This is a genomic window from Flavobacterium sp. 83 (assembly GCF_000744835.1).
GTDB lineage: Bacteria > Bacteroidota > Bacteroidia > Flavobacteriales > Flavobacteriaceae > Flavobacterium.
Genome location: NZ_JQMS01000001.1, coordinates 1 through 17,047, shown reverse-complemented (window position 1 = coordinate 17,047; position 17,047 = coordinate 1). Strand labels below are relative to the sequence as shown.

Genomic DNA, 17,047 nt, shown 5'->3' with positions numbered 1-17,047 from the left:
AAACCGTAAAGTGGATAATTATTTTAAAAAAAAGTTTAAGAAATGTTCAGTTTTCTACGATTCTGAATTACTAATTTTTAAATTAATTAATGATTATTAGTTGAGTTCTTTAAGTTATTTTGTTTCTCGTTCTTTTTTAGAGCACGATGGCGAAGACTATACCAATCCTAAATCTTTGGTTATAGATATTAGATGGACGTTGTTACTGGCCTTGAAATATATTTTAAGTTTATTGATTCGTTTTTCTATACTACTGCTACCGTTTGGAATAATTCCGGATTTTTTAAATTCTAATGCTATTTCATCCAGAATTAATCCCTTCGATAATAATTTCAAAAGAGAAATATCATAAGCTTCGATTTCTAAGATTGACCTGTCTCTTAATAGATGTGATAATTCTTCAGAAATAACTTTCTCATCACTGTTAAATGTGTTTTGAACAGCATCTTTAAGTTGAGGAATGCTATTACGTCCTTTAGATATATAGGCATTGATTCCGGAATTATTAAAAAGAGATTTTATTCTAAAAGATTTATCTTCAATAGAAAACACTATCGTTTTAATGTTTGGCTGTAGTTTTTTCACAGCATCTATTAACTCTTCACCTGTAGAAAGTCTATTTTCTCGATGATCAGGTTTAAATGATAAATCACTTATCAGTAAATCAAATGGGTCTTCATCATGAATTGCTTTTTTTATTTTTAAAAAAGCATCATCACAGTATTTTGCATGATGAATCTCTACAATAGAAAGTTCCTCAAGTGCTTGAACAACTGTCATACTAATACTGTCTAAATCTTCTGCTACTAGAACTTTACGGAACATAAGGCTATTATTTTATTGGAAAAATGAAACTTACTTTGAATCCTTTATTGGATTTAGTATCAAAAATAGTTGTTCCTTTTATAGCTTGAATACGGTTTTCCACATTCTGTAGTCCATTTCCTGATTTTTTTTTATCAAATGCCGCTCCAACGCCGTTATCAGTATAATCTATCTGTAATTTATTTTCATTTTTTTTAAAAGTTAGTATGACTAAGCTGCATTGACTGTGCTTTTTCATATTGACAAGTAATTCTTGCATAACACGGTAAACGGTTATTTTCTTATTATTTTCTAAAGTTGCCCAATTGATAGTATCAATTCCATTGGTCAATATATTAACTTCACTAGTATTGAATCCAGACATCATATCTTTTAAGTTGGATATAAAAAGAGAGCCAGTCTCGATTGTACTGTTTTCTTTGGAAATGTTTCGTGTTCTGGAATAAATAGTATCCAAAGTGGTAAGTAGCTTTTCTTTGTTTTTACTATCGGATAAATCTTGTGTTTCTGCAAAAGCCATAGTATGGTAAACATCGTTAGCTAATTCATCATGTAGTTTTTTTGCAATTCGAATCTCAGTATTGTAAGAGATTTTTATTTTTTCTCTTTTACTTTTGGCCATAAGAAAATTGGATATGAAAATACTAATCAAAATGATAATTCCAACAACAAAATATAAAAGTTGGTTTCTGTTTTTTTGTTGCATCAATTGAAGCGCGTTCTCTGCCTTTTGGGCTTTTAGTTTTAAATTTTCTTCTTTTTCTTTTTTGGAATCGTATTTTATTTTAGCAAATTGATTTTTTGCTTTTTGTCTCACTTTAGTAATGCTGTCATTAATGCGCAGGTGTAACAAGGAGAATTTTTTTGATTCATTCCCAACGCTATTTTCTATCAATAATGCTAATGATTTTAAACGATCATCAACGTTATTTACTGTGGTTGCCTTTTTGTAGGCCAGTCGAGCGTAATTGTAGCATAAATCTAAATTGTTTTTTTGATGAAATTCAGATAAATTAAGATAACTTGATGTCATGCCAAAATCATCATTTATTTTTTTTCTAATGATTAAGGATTGATTTAAGTAGTAAAGACTTGTAGGATTACCAACTTTAAAATATGCAACACCTAAATTATCCAAGACTCTTGCATAATTTTCAGGATTGTTTATTGCTTCTTTTTTTAAGGTCAATGGCAAAAGAATAGTTATTGCATATTTATAGTTGAGTTTATCCAGATATGCAACTGCAATATTATTTTTAAGAATTACTTTTTGTAATTCCCCCTCTGATAAATTCAATGCTTTATTATAATAGTAAATAGCATTATCATAATCATAAAGATTCTTGTAATTAATCCCCATTATATTATAAATAGAAACTTTATAATAAGGATCTGTATTTTTTTGAAAAAATTGAATGGCTTCAGTGGCACTGGATTCGCTACTGGAATAGTCGCCTTGTACTTGCTGGATGTATGCTAGTTTTAGTAAGCAATAGATAATTTTGTCTTGGTCTTTATTTGGATTACTATTAGATTTTATTTTGTTGTAATAGTAAAATGCACTATCAAATTCTTGATCATTAATATATTTTTCAGCGAGGGTTATATTCGTTGTGTAATTTGAATTGTCTGTAGTTTTGTGAATGCTTTGCGGTTCTTTATTGCAGGATTGTAACAGTAATGATAAGGTCAATATTAAAATGTAAATCGGGAAATGTAACTTTTGTAGTACCATTCCCCGAAAATACTGAAATTAATTTAAATATGTTATAATAGAAATAACTATTTATATTATGGTTTAGGTGGAGTTGTTGGAGTTTGACCACTTTGTCCACCTCCAGAATTATCAAGAATATCAGCGGATATTTGTTTGTTATTGTTTGGAGTTGTTTCCACTTCGTCATTGGTGCAAGAAACCATTGCAACACATGCAATGATATAACACGATACTAGAATTATTCTTTTCATTTTTTTGGAATTAAAAATTAGACATAGGTTGGGCTTTCCGATATTGAAATCGAATATTTGCCAGGATTGGCAATCCATTAGAATAGTTTGCTCTTTTGCTTTTGGGAAGTGAAGTGCGCTCAAACAGAATAGATTATTTATACTTCCCAAATAAACTTGCCATCTGTTTAGCGACACTTTTTTTAGAACTAGTTTTGTACATTTGTCTTGGTTGCAATTCAAAACAGGAACTAATTCTGTTGCAAAGAAATGCTGTCTTTATTGAATAATTTTACTGGAATTCCGGTAATTCCAGTAATTCCGATGAGTTCCATTTAATGCTTGTTAATACCAGTTAAAGCTTATGAATAAAATTACTTTTGAACAGTATAAGAGTGCCATTAAAGTAAAATATGAAGAAAAGAAAAGGGAGGATATCTCTGGGATTTTATTGAATCCTACCCCAGCTCAATTACGAAATTTGTGTTTGATGATTTTCGATAATTTACTATCAAAATCAGATGAAAATATATTTAGATTATTTTTTAATGTAAAAGAGGAGGAGAGTTTAAGGAAGTCTATGGAGCATTCTGATATAGCTAGATTTAGACCTATTATATCATTTTTAAAAGGAGAGAAAGATTCGGAGAATTCGACAAGGATTGAATTGGCAGCTATTCTTATTGATTTTAATCCAAGACCTTACAATAAGTATTTACTTAATGTAAAAATTAATGAAATAGGTAAAGCAGAGGTTTCTTCATTAATGGATGAAAATGAAGCGGATGATGTGAATGATGTGAATCTTCCTATAGATAAATGGGTTGAAAAGGAATCATTACTAAAGAATATTAGTTTTTTTGAAAAAAGAAAAGCAATTGTTTTTGCTCTATTGATATCCCTATTTTTTATGGGGTATACTATAAAGGATATAGTTTTTCCAAAAAAAGAATGTATGATTTGGAATAACAATCATTATGAAGCTGTGGATTGTAAAAATGAAAAATCAGGTATTTTGGATTTTACATCAGTAGAAATTTTGAATGAAAATTTATTGTCCTTGAAAAAAATTGAGGTTAACAAAAATACTATTTTCTTCAAAAAAGGTAAACCTGTAGTTTGGTATGGAAAATCTGTAGAAGGGAATTATGAATATTTTAATCAGCCCGGATTACATCCAGAGACTGAGAAAACATTAAGGCCAATATCTCTATATATTATAAAAAAATATTTATTTAAATAGTGGCTGGTATTTTTTGCTTTGTTAATTAATATTTTTTTTGAACTAAAGATGTAGATTACATAGGGAATTGACAATTTACCTTAAATCCTTTATTAGATTTAGTTTCAATTAAAATTGTTCCTTTTATCGAATGAATACGGTTTTCCATATTTTGCAATCCTGTTTTAAAAGCTAATTTTTCAAATGTAGCACCAACACCGTTATCACTATAATCAATTTGTAATTTCCCTTCATTTTTTTTAAATGAGATTACTACTAAGCTGGATTGACTGTGTTTTTTCATGTTGACAAGCAATTCTTGAAGTACACGATAAATAGTGATTTTGGTATTACTTTCTATAGTTATCCAATTGATTGTGTCTATTCCATTAATTAGTACATTGACATTATTGTTATTAAAGGAGGACATCATTTCTTTTAAATGGGATACAAATAGTGCTCCTGATTCTATAGTACTATTTTCTTTAGAAATATTTCTGATTCTTGAATAGATTGTATCTAGATTAGTTAGTAATATTTCTTTATTCCGACTAGTGGATAAATTTTGTGTTTCTGCAAAAGACATGGTTTGAAACACATCGTTAGCCAACTCATCATGAATTTTTTTTGCAATTCGTATCTCGGTATTATAAGAACTTTTTATTTTTTCTCTTTTGTTTTTGTCCATAAGAAAATTAGTTATAAAAATACTTGTCAAAATAATAATTAAGACACCTAAATATAAGTAGAGATTTCTGTTATATTGTTGTTCTTCTCGAAGTATCTTTTGCGCTTTTAGTTTTAGATTTTCATCCTTTTCTTTCTTGGAATCGTATTTTATTTTAGCAAATTGATTTTTTGCCTTTAGTCGTACTTTGTTAATGCTGTCATTTATTTTTAAATAAAGTAATGAATATTTTTTAGATTTATTTTCCGTACTATTTTGTATTAATAGTTCTAGACTATATAAGCGATCATCTACACTATTTAATTTAGTTGCTTTTTCATAAGTTGCTAGAGCATAATTTTTAGCCAAATATGGATTCATTTTTTTATAAAATTCAGAAAGATGAGTATAACTTCCAATCATTCCCCAATCATCATTTTTCTGTTTTCGTATTTTTAAGGACTGATTTAAATAGGATAACCCTTTTAAATCGCCAATTTTATAAGAGCAATAACCTAAATTGTCAATTATTCTGGAATATGTTTCAGCATCATTTAGAACTTCTTTTTTTAAAATTAGAGGAAATAAAATTTGATAAGCTTTCTTGTAATTATGCATGTCGACATATGCTATTGCTATATTGTTTTTAATACCTGCTTTTCGAAGTTTGTCAGTTTTTAAATTTAATGCTTTATTATAATAATAAATAGCATTTTCATGATCAGATGTATATAAATAATTAGTACCAAGTATAGTATAGATGTTCCACTTATAATTGGGGTTTTTTGTGTTTTCTAAAAAGGGGAATGCCTCTATTGCCGTAGCCTCACTACCAGAATAATCTCCCTGACGTTGTTGAATTGTCGCTAAATTAGACAGAGAATAAATGATTTTTGATATGTCTGTTTTTGGATTACAAGATAATTTAGCTTTGTTAAAATAATAATAGGAACTGTCATAGATGCTTTTTTTTAAAAAATTATCTCCAAGGTTAATAAGTCGTTTAATGTCGGCTGTGTTATCTTGTTTCAAGTATTCTTTTTTAGACTTCTCTTCACAAGATTGAAGTAATAAAAAGAGTGTTAGTGCTAAAATAGGAATCAGGAAATAAAGCTTTTTTAGTGTCATTTGCCGAAAGTACAGAAATTAATTATATTACAAAAGCGTTCTGTTTAGTATAATTTTTATTTAATATTAGATGATTTAAAGACCATTTTAAAAACAAAAAACCCCAATCTTTCGATTGAGGTTTCTATATAAGTAAGTAATCTAAATTGAGTTGATAAAACGTTTATTTTACTTTATTAAGTATTGCTTTGAAAGCTTCTGGGTGATTCATAGCCAAATCTGCAAGAACTTTACGGTTCAATTCAATTCCGTTAGCTTTTACTTTACCCATGAATTGTGAATAAGACATTCCCTCTAATCTAGCTCCAGCGTTGATACGTTGAATCCATAAAGCACGGAAATTTCTTTTGTTCACTTTTCTGTCACGGTAAGCGTAGCACATTGCTTTCTCTACCGCATTCTTAGCAACTGTCCAAACGTTTTTACGTCTACCAAAGAAACCTTTGGCTTGCTTCATTATTTTTTTTCTTCTTGCTCTTTTAGCAACTGAATTTACCGATCTTGGCATAATTTTATTGTTTTTTTGTAGCAGGCGTCCCGAATTAAATCAAGAGAACTTAAAAGCCATACTCCAAGGTTATTTTAAATTGTTTTAACCTAAAGAATTATATAATTCTTAATTGTTGTTTGATGCTTTTCATATCTGTTTTGTGAACTAGCGCAGAGTGTGTCAATGCTAATTTACGTTTTTTAGATTTTTTAGTCAAGATGTGACTCTTAAAAGCATGCTTTCTTTTAATCTTTCCAGAACCAGTAACTTTGAAACGTTTCTTGGCGCTAGATTTGGTTTTCATTTTAGGCATTTTTTCCTAGTGTTTTAATTTATTCTTACTTACTTATCTTTTGTTTAAAGTTTCAGGTTAAAACTGAATACTGCAAACTGTTTACTTCTTTTTCTTAGGAGCAATGAACATAATCATTCTCTTTCCTTCAAGAACTGGCATCGCTTCCACTTTACCAAACTCTTCAAGATCTGTTGCTAATCTTAATAATAAGATTTGACCTTGATCTTTATAGATGATCGAACGACCTTTAAAGAAAACAAAAGCTTTTAATTTAGCTCCTTCTTTCAAGAATTTTTCTGCATTCTTTCTCTTAAACTCATAATCATGCTCATCGGTCTGTGGTCCAAAACGGATTTCTTTCACAACAACTTGTGTAGATTTCGCTTTTAAGACTTTATCACGTTTCTTTTGTTCGTAAACAAATTTCTTGTAATCCATGATTTTACAAACCGGAGGTTCAGCATTAGGGGATATCTCAACTAAATCTAATTCAAATTGATCCGCTAATCTTAAAGCTTCCGAAAGTTTAAAAACTCCTGGTTCAATGTTCTCTCCTACAAGTCTTACTTCTTGTACACCACGAATAAGATTGTTTATTCTGTGTGCATCTTTTTTTTCTACGCGAGGTTGGTAACCTCTGTTGCTTCTTATTGCTATGACTTTATAATTTAAGTTAAACTGTAAATACTTTTAATGTTTTATTGATCTCTTCGTTTACAATAGCAACAAATTCTTCTATTGTAACGCTGATATTTCCTTTTCCTTCCTGTCCATGACGACGGATTGATATAGTACCATTTTTCTCTTCTTCCTCACCTACAATCAGCATAAACGGGGTTTTTTGCATTTCTGCATCCCTGATTTTTTTGCCAATTGTCTCATTTCTATTATCAATGAGGGCGCGAATTTCGTGATTTTCTAGCAAATCTAAAACTTTTTTCGCATATATTTCATATTTCTCGCTCAAAGACAATATTATAGCTTGTTCAGGCATCAACCAAAGCGGGAAATTTCCTGCTGTATGCTCTAGTAAAATAGCTATAAATCGTTCCATTGATCCAAAAGGAGCTCTGTGAATCATCACAGGTCTATGTAATTCGTTATCAGATCCTTTATACGTCAAGTCAAAACGTTCCGGTAGGTTATAATCCACCTGAATCGTTCCTAATTGCCATTGTCTTCCCAAGGCATCTTTTACCATGAAATCCAGTTTTGGACCATAGAAAGCAGCTTCGCCATATTCAACTACTGTATTCAGTCCTTTATCGGCTGCAGCATTGATAATTGCATTTTCCGCTTTTTCCCAGTTTTCATCAGTACCTATATATTTATCTCTATTCTCTTTGTCTCTCAAAGAAATCTGAGCGGTAAAGTTTTCGAATCCTAATGACCCAAATACATATAGTACCAAGTCAATTACTTTTTTGAATTCCTCGTCTAGTTGTTCTGGCGTACAAAAAATATGGGCATCATCCTGGGTAAAACCACGCACACGAGTCAAGCCGTGTAGTTCGCCACTTTGTTCGTATCTGTAAACTGTACCAAATTCAGCATAGCGCTTAGGTAAATCTTTGTATGACCACGGGCGTACGTTGTAAATTTCACAGTGATGAGGACAGTTCATTGGTTTTAACAAAAACTCTTCCCCTTCAGCAGGAGTGCTTATAGGTTGGAAGCTATCGGCACCATACTTTGCATAATGTCCTGAAGTCACGTATAGTTCTTTCTGACCAATATGAGGAGTAACTACTTGCTCGTATCCACCTTTTTTCTGTGCTTTTTTCAAAAACTGTTCAAGGCGATCTCTCAAAGCAGCACCTTTTGGTAACCACAATGGTAAACCAGCACCTACTTTTTGTGAAAATGCAAACAGTTCAAGTTCTTTTCCTAGTTTTCTATGGTCACGACGTTTTGCTTCTTCCAGTAATTCTAGGTATTCCGTTAAGTCTTTTTGTTTGGGAAACGAAGTTCCATAAACACGAGTCAACTGTTTGTTTTTTTCATCACCACGCCAGTAAGCTCCGGCAACGCTCATTATTTTCATCGCTTTGATGATTCCGGTATTCGGAATATGACCACCACGACATAAGTCAGTAAATGTATCATGATCGCAAAACGTAATTGTTCCGTCCTCAAGGTTGGTAATTAATTCAGTCTTATAAACATTGTCTTTGTATAATTCCAAAGCCTCTGCTTTAGAAACAGGACGTAATTTGAACTCATGCTTTCCTCTTGATATTTCAAGAACACGATCTTCGATTTTTTTGAAGTCAGCATCTGTTATTTTCTGGTCTTCAAAATCTACATCATAATAAAACCCATTAGATATTGCTGGTCCAAGAGTTAATTTTATTCCTGGGTACAATTCCTCAAGAACCTGTGCCATCACGTGAGAAGTCGAATGCCAAAAAGCTTTTTTTCCGCCTTCGTCATTCCACGTATATAATATAAGACTGCCGTCCGTCGTCAAAGGAGTTGTGGTTTCCACAGTTGTACCGTCAAAAGAAGCCGAAATTACATTTCTGGCAAATCCTTCACTAATGCTTTTAGCAACATCCATAGGGGTTACCCCTGGAGCAAACTCTTTAACTGACCCGTCGGGCAAAGTAATCTTAATCATTGTTTATTATTTTAAGAATGCAAATATAGACCATTACAAAAATACATACAATATATATGTAAGGTTTGTTACTATATAGATGCAAAACAAAATCGGTACTCATTATATATAGGTAAAGAAGGGATGTTTCTATTTAGGAGCTATTTCCCGCTATTCGTTTCAATCTTTTCTCTCGTAAAAGAAAAGAGAGAAAAGGATTTTCACTGCTATCGGGGCTAGGGAAGTGGTTTCGGCAAGTCACAATCTGGTAAAAGGACAATAAAATTAGTATCTAAAAGGATTTTATAAATTAAAGAAGACGATAATAAGAGTGCGTATATATAATGTTGCTCATAGTTTTTATCGATAAAGTCGCCGTTGCTTTGGATATTCCCGAAGCTTACGCAGGTTAGAGTAAAAACTTTGTTATCCAATAGTCATGTTTCGAGCGAGTTAAAGTTTAAGTTAAGAAAACGATAAAAAAAAGTGATTAAAAAGCTTGAAAAAGGGAATAAAGGGTCTACTTTTGCACCCGCAATGACGCAGAAGTTATTTGATAAACTGGCAAGATATACGAATCCAAGGAGAGAATTTATTTTCTAAAAAAGATTCAGAAAAGCTTGTGAGATTAGAAAACGGATGTTACATTTGCACCCCGCAAAACAGTGGAAGTTCCTTGACAAACTGATAAGAAATAGAGAAGATAGAGGGATTAAATTTCTTTAAAAAAACTTCAAAAATTTCTTGCCAGTTGAGAAAAGAGTTTGTACTTTTGCACCCGCTTTGAGAAACACTTTAAGGAGTGTTGATAAAGAGAAGAAAAGATAAGAACACGTTCCTAGACATATTGAATTGACAGCCGTTTTGAAAGAGATTTCAAGACAAAAGAATAAGAGTAATAGAATCGAGAGATTTGAAAAAACCACTAGAATTTAGTCGAATAAACAAAGAGAACAGATTTATCTGAACTCACACAATATACGATGAAGAGTTTGATCCTGGCTCAGGATGAACGCTAGCGGCAGGCTTAACACATGCAAGTCGAGGGGTATAGGTTTTCGGACCTAGAGACCGGCGCACGGGTGCGTAACGCGTATGCAATCTACCTTTCACAGAGGGATAGCCCAGAGAAATTTGGATTAATACCTCATAGTATAGCAGTTTCGCATGAAACCACTATTAAAGATTTATCGGTGAAAGATGAGCATGCGTCCCATTAGCTAGTTGGTAAGGTAACGGCTTACCAAGGCTACGATGGGTAGGGGTCCTGAGAGGGAGATCCCCCACACTGGTACTGAGACACGGACCAGACTCCTACGGGAGGCAGCAGTGAGGAATATTGGACAATGGGCGCAAGCCTGATCCAGCCATGCCGCGTGCAGGATGACGGTCCTATGGATTGTAAACTGCTTTTGTACAGGAAGAAACACTACTTCGTGAAGTAGCTTGACGGTACTGTAAGAATAAGGATCGGCTAACTCCGTGCCAGCAGCCGCGGTAATACGGAGGATCCAAGCGTTATCCGGAATCATTGGGTTTAAAGGGTCCGTAGGCGGTTTAGTAAGTCAGTGGTGAAAGCCCATCGCTCAACGGTGGAACGGCCATTGATACTGCTAAACTTGAATTATTAGGAAGTAACTAGAATATGTAGTGTAGCGGTGAAATGCTTAGAGATTACATGGAATACCAATTGCGAAGGCAGGTTACTACTAATATATTGACGCTGATGGACGAAAGCGTGGGTAGCGAACAGGATTAGATACCCTGGTAGTCCACGCCGTAAACGATGGATACTAGCTGTTGGGCGCAAGTTCAGTGGCTAAGCGAAAGTGATAAGTATCCCACCTGGGGAGTACGTTCGCAAGAATGAAACTCAAAGGAATTGACGGGGGCCCGCACAAGCGGTGGAGCATGTGGTTTAATTCGATGATACGCGAGGAACCTTACCAAGGCTTAAATGTAGATTGACCGGTTTGGAAACAGACTTTTCGCAAGACAATTTACAAGGTGCTGCATGGTTGTCGTCAGCTCGTGCCGTGAGGTGTCAGGTTAAGTCCTATAACGAGCGCAACCCCTGTTGTTAGTTGCCAGCGAGTCATGTCGGGAACTCTAACAAGACTGCCAGTGCAAACTGTGAGGAAGGTGGGGATGACGTCAAATCATCACGGCCCTTACGCCTTGGGCTACACACGTGCTACAATGGCCGGTACAGAGAGCAGCCACTGGGCGACCAGGAGCGAATCTATAAAACCGGTCACAGTTCGGATCGGAGTCTGCAACTCGACTCCGTGAAGCTGGAATCGCTAGTAATCGGATATCAGCCATGATCCGGTGAATACGTTCCCGGGCCTTGTACACACCGCCCGTCAAGCCATGGAAGCTGGGGGTGCCTGAAGTCGGTGACCGCAAGGAGCTGCCTAGGGTAAAGCTGGTAACTAGGGCTAAGTCGTAACAAGGTAGCCGTACCGGAAGGTGCGGCTGGAACACCTCCTTTCTAGAGCCTTAGTGTTAGTATTTATACACGCTAGGGAAAGAAGACGAAAGTTCAAGTTGGAAACAAATGCCAATATTTTATTACTCTTGCTGTTAGTTCAAATAATACCATTTAAGAATAAGAGTGTCTCGTAGCTCAGCTGGTTAGAGTACTACACTGATAATGTAGGGGTCGACAGTTCGAGTCTGTCCGAGACAACTATTTTAGACTTAAAAGAAAAGAAGAAATTCTAGAGTTGAGGAGTTATGAAGTGAAAATTCATAATTCATAATTCACAATTCATAAATAGATTGGGGGATTAGCTCAGCTGGCTAGAGCGCCTGCCTTGCACGCAGGAGGTCAACGGTTCGACTCCGTTATTCTCCACTATCTTGAGTAGTAATTATTAAGGATTGGGTAGTAAGTATGACTTACGACTTTATAATTAATAATTCATACCTAAAGAAAAAGTTCATTGACATATTGAGATAAGAAAATAATAAAAAGTAGAAAGCATTTTTTGCTTGTTTATTTATAGACAAGTAGAAGAAACGGCACATTTTAATTAATGTGTTGGTACAATAAGCAAAATAAGGGCGTATGGGGGATGCCTTGGCTCTCAGAGGCGATGAAAGGCGTGATAAGCTGCGAAAAGTTACGGGGATTGGCACACACGATATGATCCGTAAATACCTGAATGGGGCAACCCACTATGTTGAAGACATAGTACACCGATAGGTGGGCAAACCCGCTGAACTGAAACATCTAAGTAGGCGGAGGAGAAGAAAACAAAAGTGATTCCGTAAGTAGTGGCGAGCGAACGCGGATTAGCCCAAACCAATGATGTTACGGCATTGTTGGGGTTGTAGGACCACGACATTTGTTGCGGATAGAATTAGAATCTACTGGAAAGTAGAGCCAAAGAAGGTGATAGCCCTGTATAAGTAATAGAAGATAACGATAGTGGTATCCTGAGTAGGGCGGGGCACGTGAAACCCTGTCTGAATTTGGCGGGACCATCCGCTAAGGCTAAATACTCCTGAGAGACCGATAGTGAACCAGTACCGTGAGGGAAAGGTGAAAAGAACCGTGAATAACGGAGTGAAATAGATCCTGAAACCATACGCTTACAAGCGGTCGGAGCCCTTTCGTGGGGTGACGGCGTGCCTTTTGCATAATGAGCCTACGAGTTAACGTTGCTGGCAAGGATAAGTGGTTAAGCCACGGATCCGTAGCGAAAGCGAGTCTGAATAGGGCGCTTTAGTCAGTAGTGTTAGACGCGAAACCGTGTGATCTACCCATGGGCAGGATGAAGCTGTGGTAACACATAGTGGAGGTCCGAACCGGTTGACGTTGAAAAGTCTTCGGATGACCTGTGGGTAGGGGTGAAAGGCCAATCAAACTCGGAAATAGCTCGTACTCCCCGAAATGCATTTAGGTGCAGCGTTATGCATAAAGTTATATAGAGGTAGAGCTACTGATTGGATGCGGGGGCTTCACCGCCTACCAATTCCTGACAAACTCCGAATGCTATATAATGTTTCATAACAGTGAGGGCTTGGGTGCTAAGGTCCAAGTCCGAGAGGGAAAGAACCCAGACCATCAGCTAAGGTCCCCAAATATACGCTAAGTTGAAAGAACGAGGTTTGTCTGCCCAGACAGCTAGGATGTTGGCTTGGAAGCAGCCATTCATTTAAAGAGTGCGTAACAGCTCACTAGTCGAGCGGACGAGCATGGATAATAATCGGGCATAAGCGTATTACCGAAGCTATGGATTTACAATTAATTGTAAGTGGTAGGGGAGCATTCTAACAGGGTTGAAGGTGTGTCGTAAGGCATGCTGGACTGGTTAGAAAAGAAAATGTAGGCATAAGTAACGATAATGCGGGCGAGAAACCCGCACACCGAAAGACTAAGGTTTCCACAGCTATGCTAATCAGCTGTGGGTTAGTCGGGACCTAAGGCGAACCCGAAAGGGACAGTCGATGGACAACGGGTTAATATTCCCGTACTAGTTATTACTGTGATGGGGTGACGGAGTGATGAAAGCGCCGCGAACTGACGGAATAGTTCGTTGAAGTACCTACCTATAAGCTGCGCAGGCAAATCCACGCGGCTTGGGGAAATACGATAGTACTCGGAGTCTTCGGACAAAGAGATAGTGCGCCTAAGGGCTTCCAAGAAAAACCTCTAAACTTCAGGTAATAAGTACCCGTACCGCAAACCGACACAGGTAGTCGAGGAGAGAATCCTAAGGTGCTCGAGAGATTCATGGCTAAGGAATTAGGCAAAATAGACCCGTAACTTCGGGAGAAGGGTCGCCAGCAGCAATGCTGGCCGCAGTGAAGAGGTCCAGGCGACTGTTTATCAAAAACACAGGGCTCTGCAAAATCGTAAGATGAAGTATAGGGCCTGACACCTGCCCGGTGCTGGAAGGTTAAGAGGAGATGTTATCTTCGGAGAAGCATTGAATTGAAGCCCCAGTAAACGGCGGCCGTAACTATAACGGTCCTAAGGTAGCGAAATTCCTTGTCGGGTAAGTTCCGACCTGCACGAATGGTGTAACGATCTGGACACTGTCTCAGCCATGAGCTCGGTGAAATTGTAGTAGCGGTGAAGATGCCGCTTACCCGCAGTGGGACGAAAAGACCCTGTGCACCTTTACTATAGCTTAGTATTGACCTTGGATAAATGATGTGTAGGATAGGTTGGAGACTGTGAAGTGGCGTCGCTAGGCGTTGTGGAGTCATTGTTGAAATACAACCCTTTGTTTATCTGAGGCCTAACCCCGTTTTGCGGGGGACATTGCTTGGTGGGTAGTTTGACTGGGGTGGTCGCCTCCAAAAGAGTAACGGAGGCTTCTAAAGGTTCCCTCAGTACGCTTGGTAACCGTGCGTAGAGTGCAATGGCATAAGGGAGCTTGACTGAGAGACATACAGGTCGATCAGGTACGAAAGTAGAGCATAGTGATCCGGTGGTTCCGCATGGAAGGGCCATCGCTCAAAGGATAAAAGGTACGCCGGGGATAACAGGCTGATCTCCCCCAAGAGCTCATATCGACGGGGGGGTTTGGCACCTCGATGTCGGCTCGTCACATCCTGGGGCTGGAGAAGGTCCCAAGGGTTGGCTGTTCGCCCATTAAAGTGGCACGCGAGCTGGGTTCAGAACGTCGTGAGACAGTTCGGTCTCTATCTACTGTGGGCGCAAGAAATTTGAGTGGATCTGATTCTAGTACGAGAGGACCGAATTGGACAAACCTCTAGTGTATCTGTTGTCACGCCAGTGGCATCGCAGAGTAGCTACGTTTGGAAGGGATAAGCGCTGAAAGCATATAAGCGCGAAACCCACCACAAGATGAGATTTCTTTTAAGGATCGTGGGAGATGACCACGTTGATAGGCTATAGATGTAAAGGCAGTAATGTCATAGTCGAGTAGTACTAATAATCCGTAAGCTTATGTACGCTTTTCCCCGGGGTAACCCGGGGAAGAAACTTTCTCAACACTTTTTGTTTTCTTTATCTCAGTATGTTAAGATATTATGTAGTTAATTGTCAATTATAAATCGTCAATTGTTACAATAATTGCCCAAAGCAATTATAACCTCTTAAGGTGGTTATTGCGGCGGGGCTCACCTCTTCCCATCCCGAACAGAGTAGTTAAGCCCGCCTGCGCAGATGGTACTGCAGTTATGTGGGAGAGTATGTCGTCGCCTTTCTTTAATCTGAACTTGTTTCAGATTCTATTAAATCCTCATCATTAATTTGATGAGGATTTTTTTTGTTAATTAATTTTGATTATTAAGAATTAATGGGCTCAATTCTAAAAGTTTGGGATTAGACAAAAAGATTAGATAATCTGAACAAGAAGAAACTAATCTTTCGCAACCCTTAAACGGGCTTCTAAATGCTTTTATTTTGGTATCAAAAGCTTCTGCAGTTAGTGCTTGTATTATCAAAATGATTTAGTATTGATTGAAATTCTGGTTATTGTATTAAGGGTAGTATTGAAGTTTTAAAGCCATTTTTTTTACTTTTCTGTATTAATGATTTATTTTAGTATAGCGATTTGTTTGTTGTTATTGTAAATCCAATAGGACATTACCTATTCAGAAGGGTTTTTGGGATCTAATTTATGATTATTAAATCTACTCATGGTCACTGTTTGTTTCTTGGTATTGCTAATTCCTTCCTATATAATAACCAAAATTTCACCTGTGAAAGCCATCCGTTTTGATTAAATAGTAATTTGGCGTTTCCCATTATAAAAAAGAGGCAATTATCTTGATGGGTAGTAGTCTCTTTTGTTATAATGTGTCGGGCTATCCGCTACAAGTCCTCAAAAAAATCCATTTCATTGCATTTTCTGCGGGCTTTTCGCTGCTATCCCTAACGCGGGCCATCGTTTTGGGAACTTTGTCATTTGTGTGAAGGATAAATTTCTACCTGATAATTGCATTTCATTTTACTTTGTCATTTGGACAAAGGAGAAATATCACTCATTGGTATTCATTTGCTATGTTGTATATAGGATTGTAGCTTTTACATGTACGAGTATTCGCTACCTGGTATATATAATGATTGCCACTAATTCTATTGATTTAGGTTGTCTCTTCTTCCGGAGAGGGTCTGTTAGAGTAAAAAACTTCGCGTCACAAGAATCACGTTTACAGCGAGTTGAAACAAACATTAGTACAACATTAAAAAAAAGTGATTAAAAAGCTTGAAAAAGGGAATAAAGGGTCTACTTTTGCACCCGCAATGACGCAGAAGTTATTTGATAAACTGGCAAGATATACGAATCCAAGGAGAGAATTTATTTCTAAAAAAGATTCAGAAAAGCTTGTGAGATTAGAAAACGGATGTTACATTTGCACCCCGCAAAACAGTGGAAGTTCCTTGACAAACTGATAAGAAATAGAGAAGATAGAGGGATTAAATTTCTTTAAAAAAACTTCAAAAATTTCTTGCCAGTTGAGAAAAGAGTTTGTACTTTTGCACCCGCTTTGAGAAACACTTTAAGGAGTGTTGATAAAGAGAAGAAAAGATAAGAACACGTTCCTAGACATATTGAATTGACAGCCGTTTTGAAAGAGATTTCAAGACAAAAGAATAAGAGTAATAGAATCGAGAGATTTGAAAAAACCACTAGAATTTAGTCGAATAAACAAAGAGAACAGATTTATCTGAACTCACACAATATACGATGAAGAGTTTGATCCTGGCTCAGGATGAACGCTAGCGGCAGGCTTAACACATGCAAGTCGAGGGGTATAGGTTTTCGGACCTAGAGACCGGCGCACGGGTGCGTAACGCGTATGCAATCTACCTTTCACAGAGGGATAGCCCAGAGAAATTTGGATTAATACCTCATAGTATAGCAGTTTCGCATGAAACCACTATT

The 17,047-nt window shown here is 36.5% G+C and carries 9 protein-coding genes, 2 tRNA genes and 4 rRNA genes; 7 read left to right on the top strand and 8 right to left on the bottom strand.

The features are described 5' to 3' along the window. Positions 1-156: 156 nt before the first annotated feature. From T410_RS00080 to T410_RS16990, 3 genes are all read right to left on the bottom strand, one after another. Positions 157-825, bottom strand: a complete 669-nt coding sequence (locus T410_RS00080) for a response regulator (RefSeq protein ID WP_035667533.1) — start codon at positions 823-825, stop codon at positions 157-159. A gap of 7 nt (positions 826-832) precedes the next feature. After that, positions 833-2,518, bottom strand: coding sequence for an ATP-binding protein (locus T410_RS00075; RefSeq protein WP_152556910.1), 1,686 nt, complete (start codon positions 2,516-2,518; stop codon positions 833-835). A gap of 98 nt (positions 2,519-2,616) precedes the next feature. Further along, positions 2,617-2,793, bottom strand: coding sequence for a hypothetical protein (locus T410_RS16990; protein WP_193743709.1), 177 nt, complete (start codon positions 2,791-2,793; stop codon positions 2,617-2,619). Positions 2,794-3,136: 343 nt separating this feature from the next. On the opposite strand from T410_RS16990, the gene T410_RS16335 reads away from it, so the two are divergent. Further along, positions 3,137-4,015 (top strand): hypothetical protein, encoded by an 879-nt coding sequence (locus tag T410_RS16335; RefSeq protein ID WP_051929302.1) that lies wholly within the window; start codon positions 3,137-3,139, stop codon positions 4,013-4,015. Between the two features lie 55 nt (positions 4,016-4,070). Here T410_RS16335 and T410_RS00060 read toward each other — a convergent pair whose 3' ends face one another. From T410_RS00060 to thrS, 5 genes are all read right to left on the bottom strand, one after another. After that, on the bottom strand, positions 4,071-5,789 hold the full coding sequence (locus T410_RS00060) for an ATP-binding protein (RefSeq protein WP_035667526.1): 1,719 nt from the start codon (positions 5,787-5,789) through the stop codon (positions 4,071-4,073). 163 nt (positions 5,790-5,952) lie between these two features. Continuing rightward, positions 5,953-6,297: a 50S ribosomal protein L20 gene (gene rplT, locus T410_RS00055; protein WP_035623056.1), complete on the bottom strand. Its 345-nt coding sequence runs from the start codon at positions 6,295-6,297 to the stop codon at positions 5,953-5,955. A gap of 97 nt (positions 6,298-6,394) precedes the next feature. Next, on the bottom strand, positions 6,395-6,592 hold the full coding sequence (rpmI, locus tag T410_RS00050; protein ID WP_022827375.1) for a 50S ribosomal protein L35: 198 nt from the start codon (positions 6,590-6,592) through the stop codon (positions 6,395-6,397). Between the two features lie 81 nt (positions 6,593-6,673). Continuing rightward, positions 6,674-7,231 carry a translation initiation factor IF-3 gene (infC, locus tag T410_RS16615; protein ID WP_369699884.1) on the bottom strand — a complete coding sequence of 186 codons (558 nt, stop codon included), beginning with the start codon at positions 7,229-7,231 and terminating at the stop codon, positions 6,674-6,676. A 16-nt stretch (positions 7,232-7,247) separates the two neighbouring features. After that, the gene (thrS, locus tag T410_RS00040) at positions 7,248-9,194 is read right to left on the bottom strand and encodes a threonine--tRNA ligase (RefSeq protein ID WP_035667521.1); all 1,947 of its coding nucleotides are present in this window, start codon (positions 9,192-9,194) and stop codon (positions 7,248-7,250) included. A 959-nt stretch (positions 9,195-10,153) separates the two neighbouring features. Between thrS and T410_RS00035 the strand changes: the two genes are divergently transcribed. The 6 genes from T410_RS00035 to T410_RS00005 form a co-directional block, all read left to right on the top strand. Further along, a 16S ribosomal RNA gene (locus T410_RS00035) occupies positions 10,154-11,667 on the top strand. A gap of 124 nt (positions 11,668-11,791) precedes the next feature. Beyond that, positions 11,792-11,865, top strand: a tRNA-Ile gene (locus T410_RS00030). 94 nt (positions 11,866-11,959) lie between these two features. After that, positions 11,960-12,033: transfer RNA gene (locus tag T410_RS00025), tRNA-Ala, on the top strand. A gap of 192 nt (positions 12,034-12,225) precedes the next feature. Continuing rightward, positions 12,226-15,108 (top strand): 23S ribosomal RNA (locus T410_RS00020). Between the two features lie 144 nt (positions 15,109-15,252). Further along, positions 15,253-15,362 (top strand): 5S ribosomal RNA (gene rrf / locus T410_RS00015). A 1,484-nt stretch (positions 15,363-16,846) separates the two neighbouring features. Further along, positions 16,847-17,047 (top strand): 16S ribosomal RNA (locus T410_RS00005); the annotation flags it as partial.

Coding starts and splice junctions, on each gene's coding strand:
- T410_RS00080 (WP_035667533.1), bottom strand. CDS start 825: ATGTTCCGTAAAGTTCTAGTAGCAGAAGATTTAGACAGTATTAGTATG.
- T410_RS16990 (WP_193743709.1), bottom strand. CDS start 2,793: ATGAAAAGAATAATTCTAGTATCGTGTTATATCATTGCATGTGTTGCA.
- T410_RS16335 (WP_051929302.1), top strand. CDS start 3,137: ATGAATAAAATTACTTTTGAACAGTATAAGAGTGCCATTAAAGTAAAA.
- T410_RS00060 (WP_035667526.1), bottom strand. CDS start 5,789: ATGACACTAAAAAAGCTTTATTTCCTGATTCCTATTTTAGCACTAACA.
- rplT (WP_035623056.1), bottom strand. CDS start 6,297: ATGCCAAGATCGGTAAATTCAGTTGCTAAAAGAGCAAGAAGAAAAAAA.
- rpmI (WP_022827375.1), bottom strand. CDS start 6,592: ATGCCTAAAATGAAAACCAAATCTAGCGCCAAGAAACGTTTCAAAGTT.
- thrS (WP_035667521.1), bottom strand. CDS start 9,194: ATGATTAAGATTACTTTGCCCGACGGGTCAGTTAAAGAGTTTGCTCCA.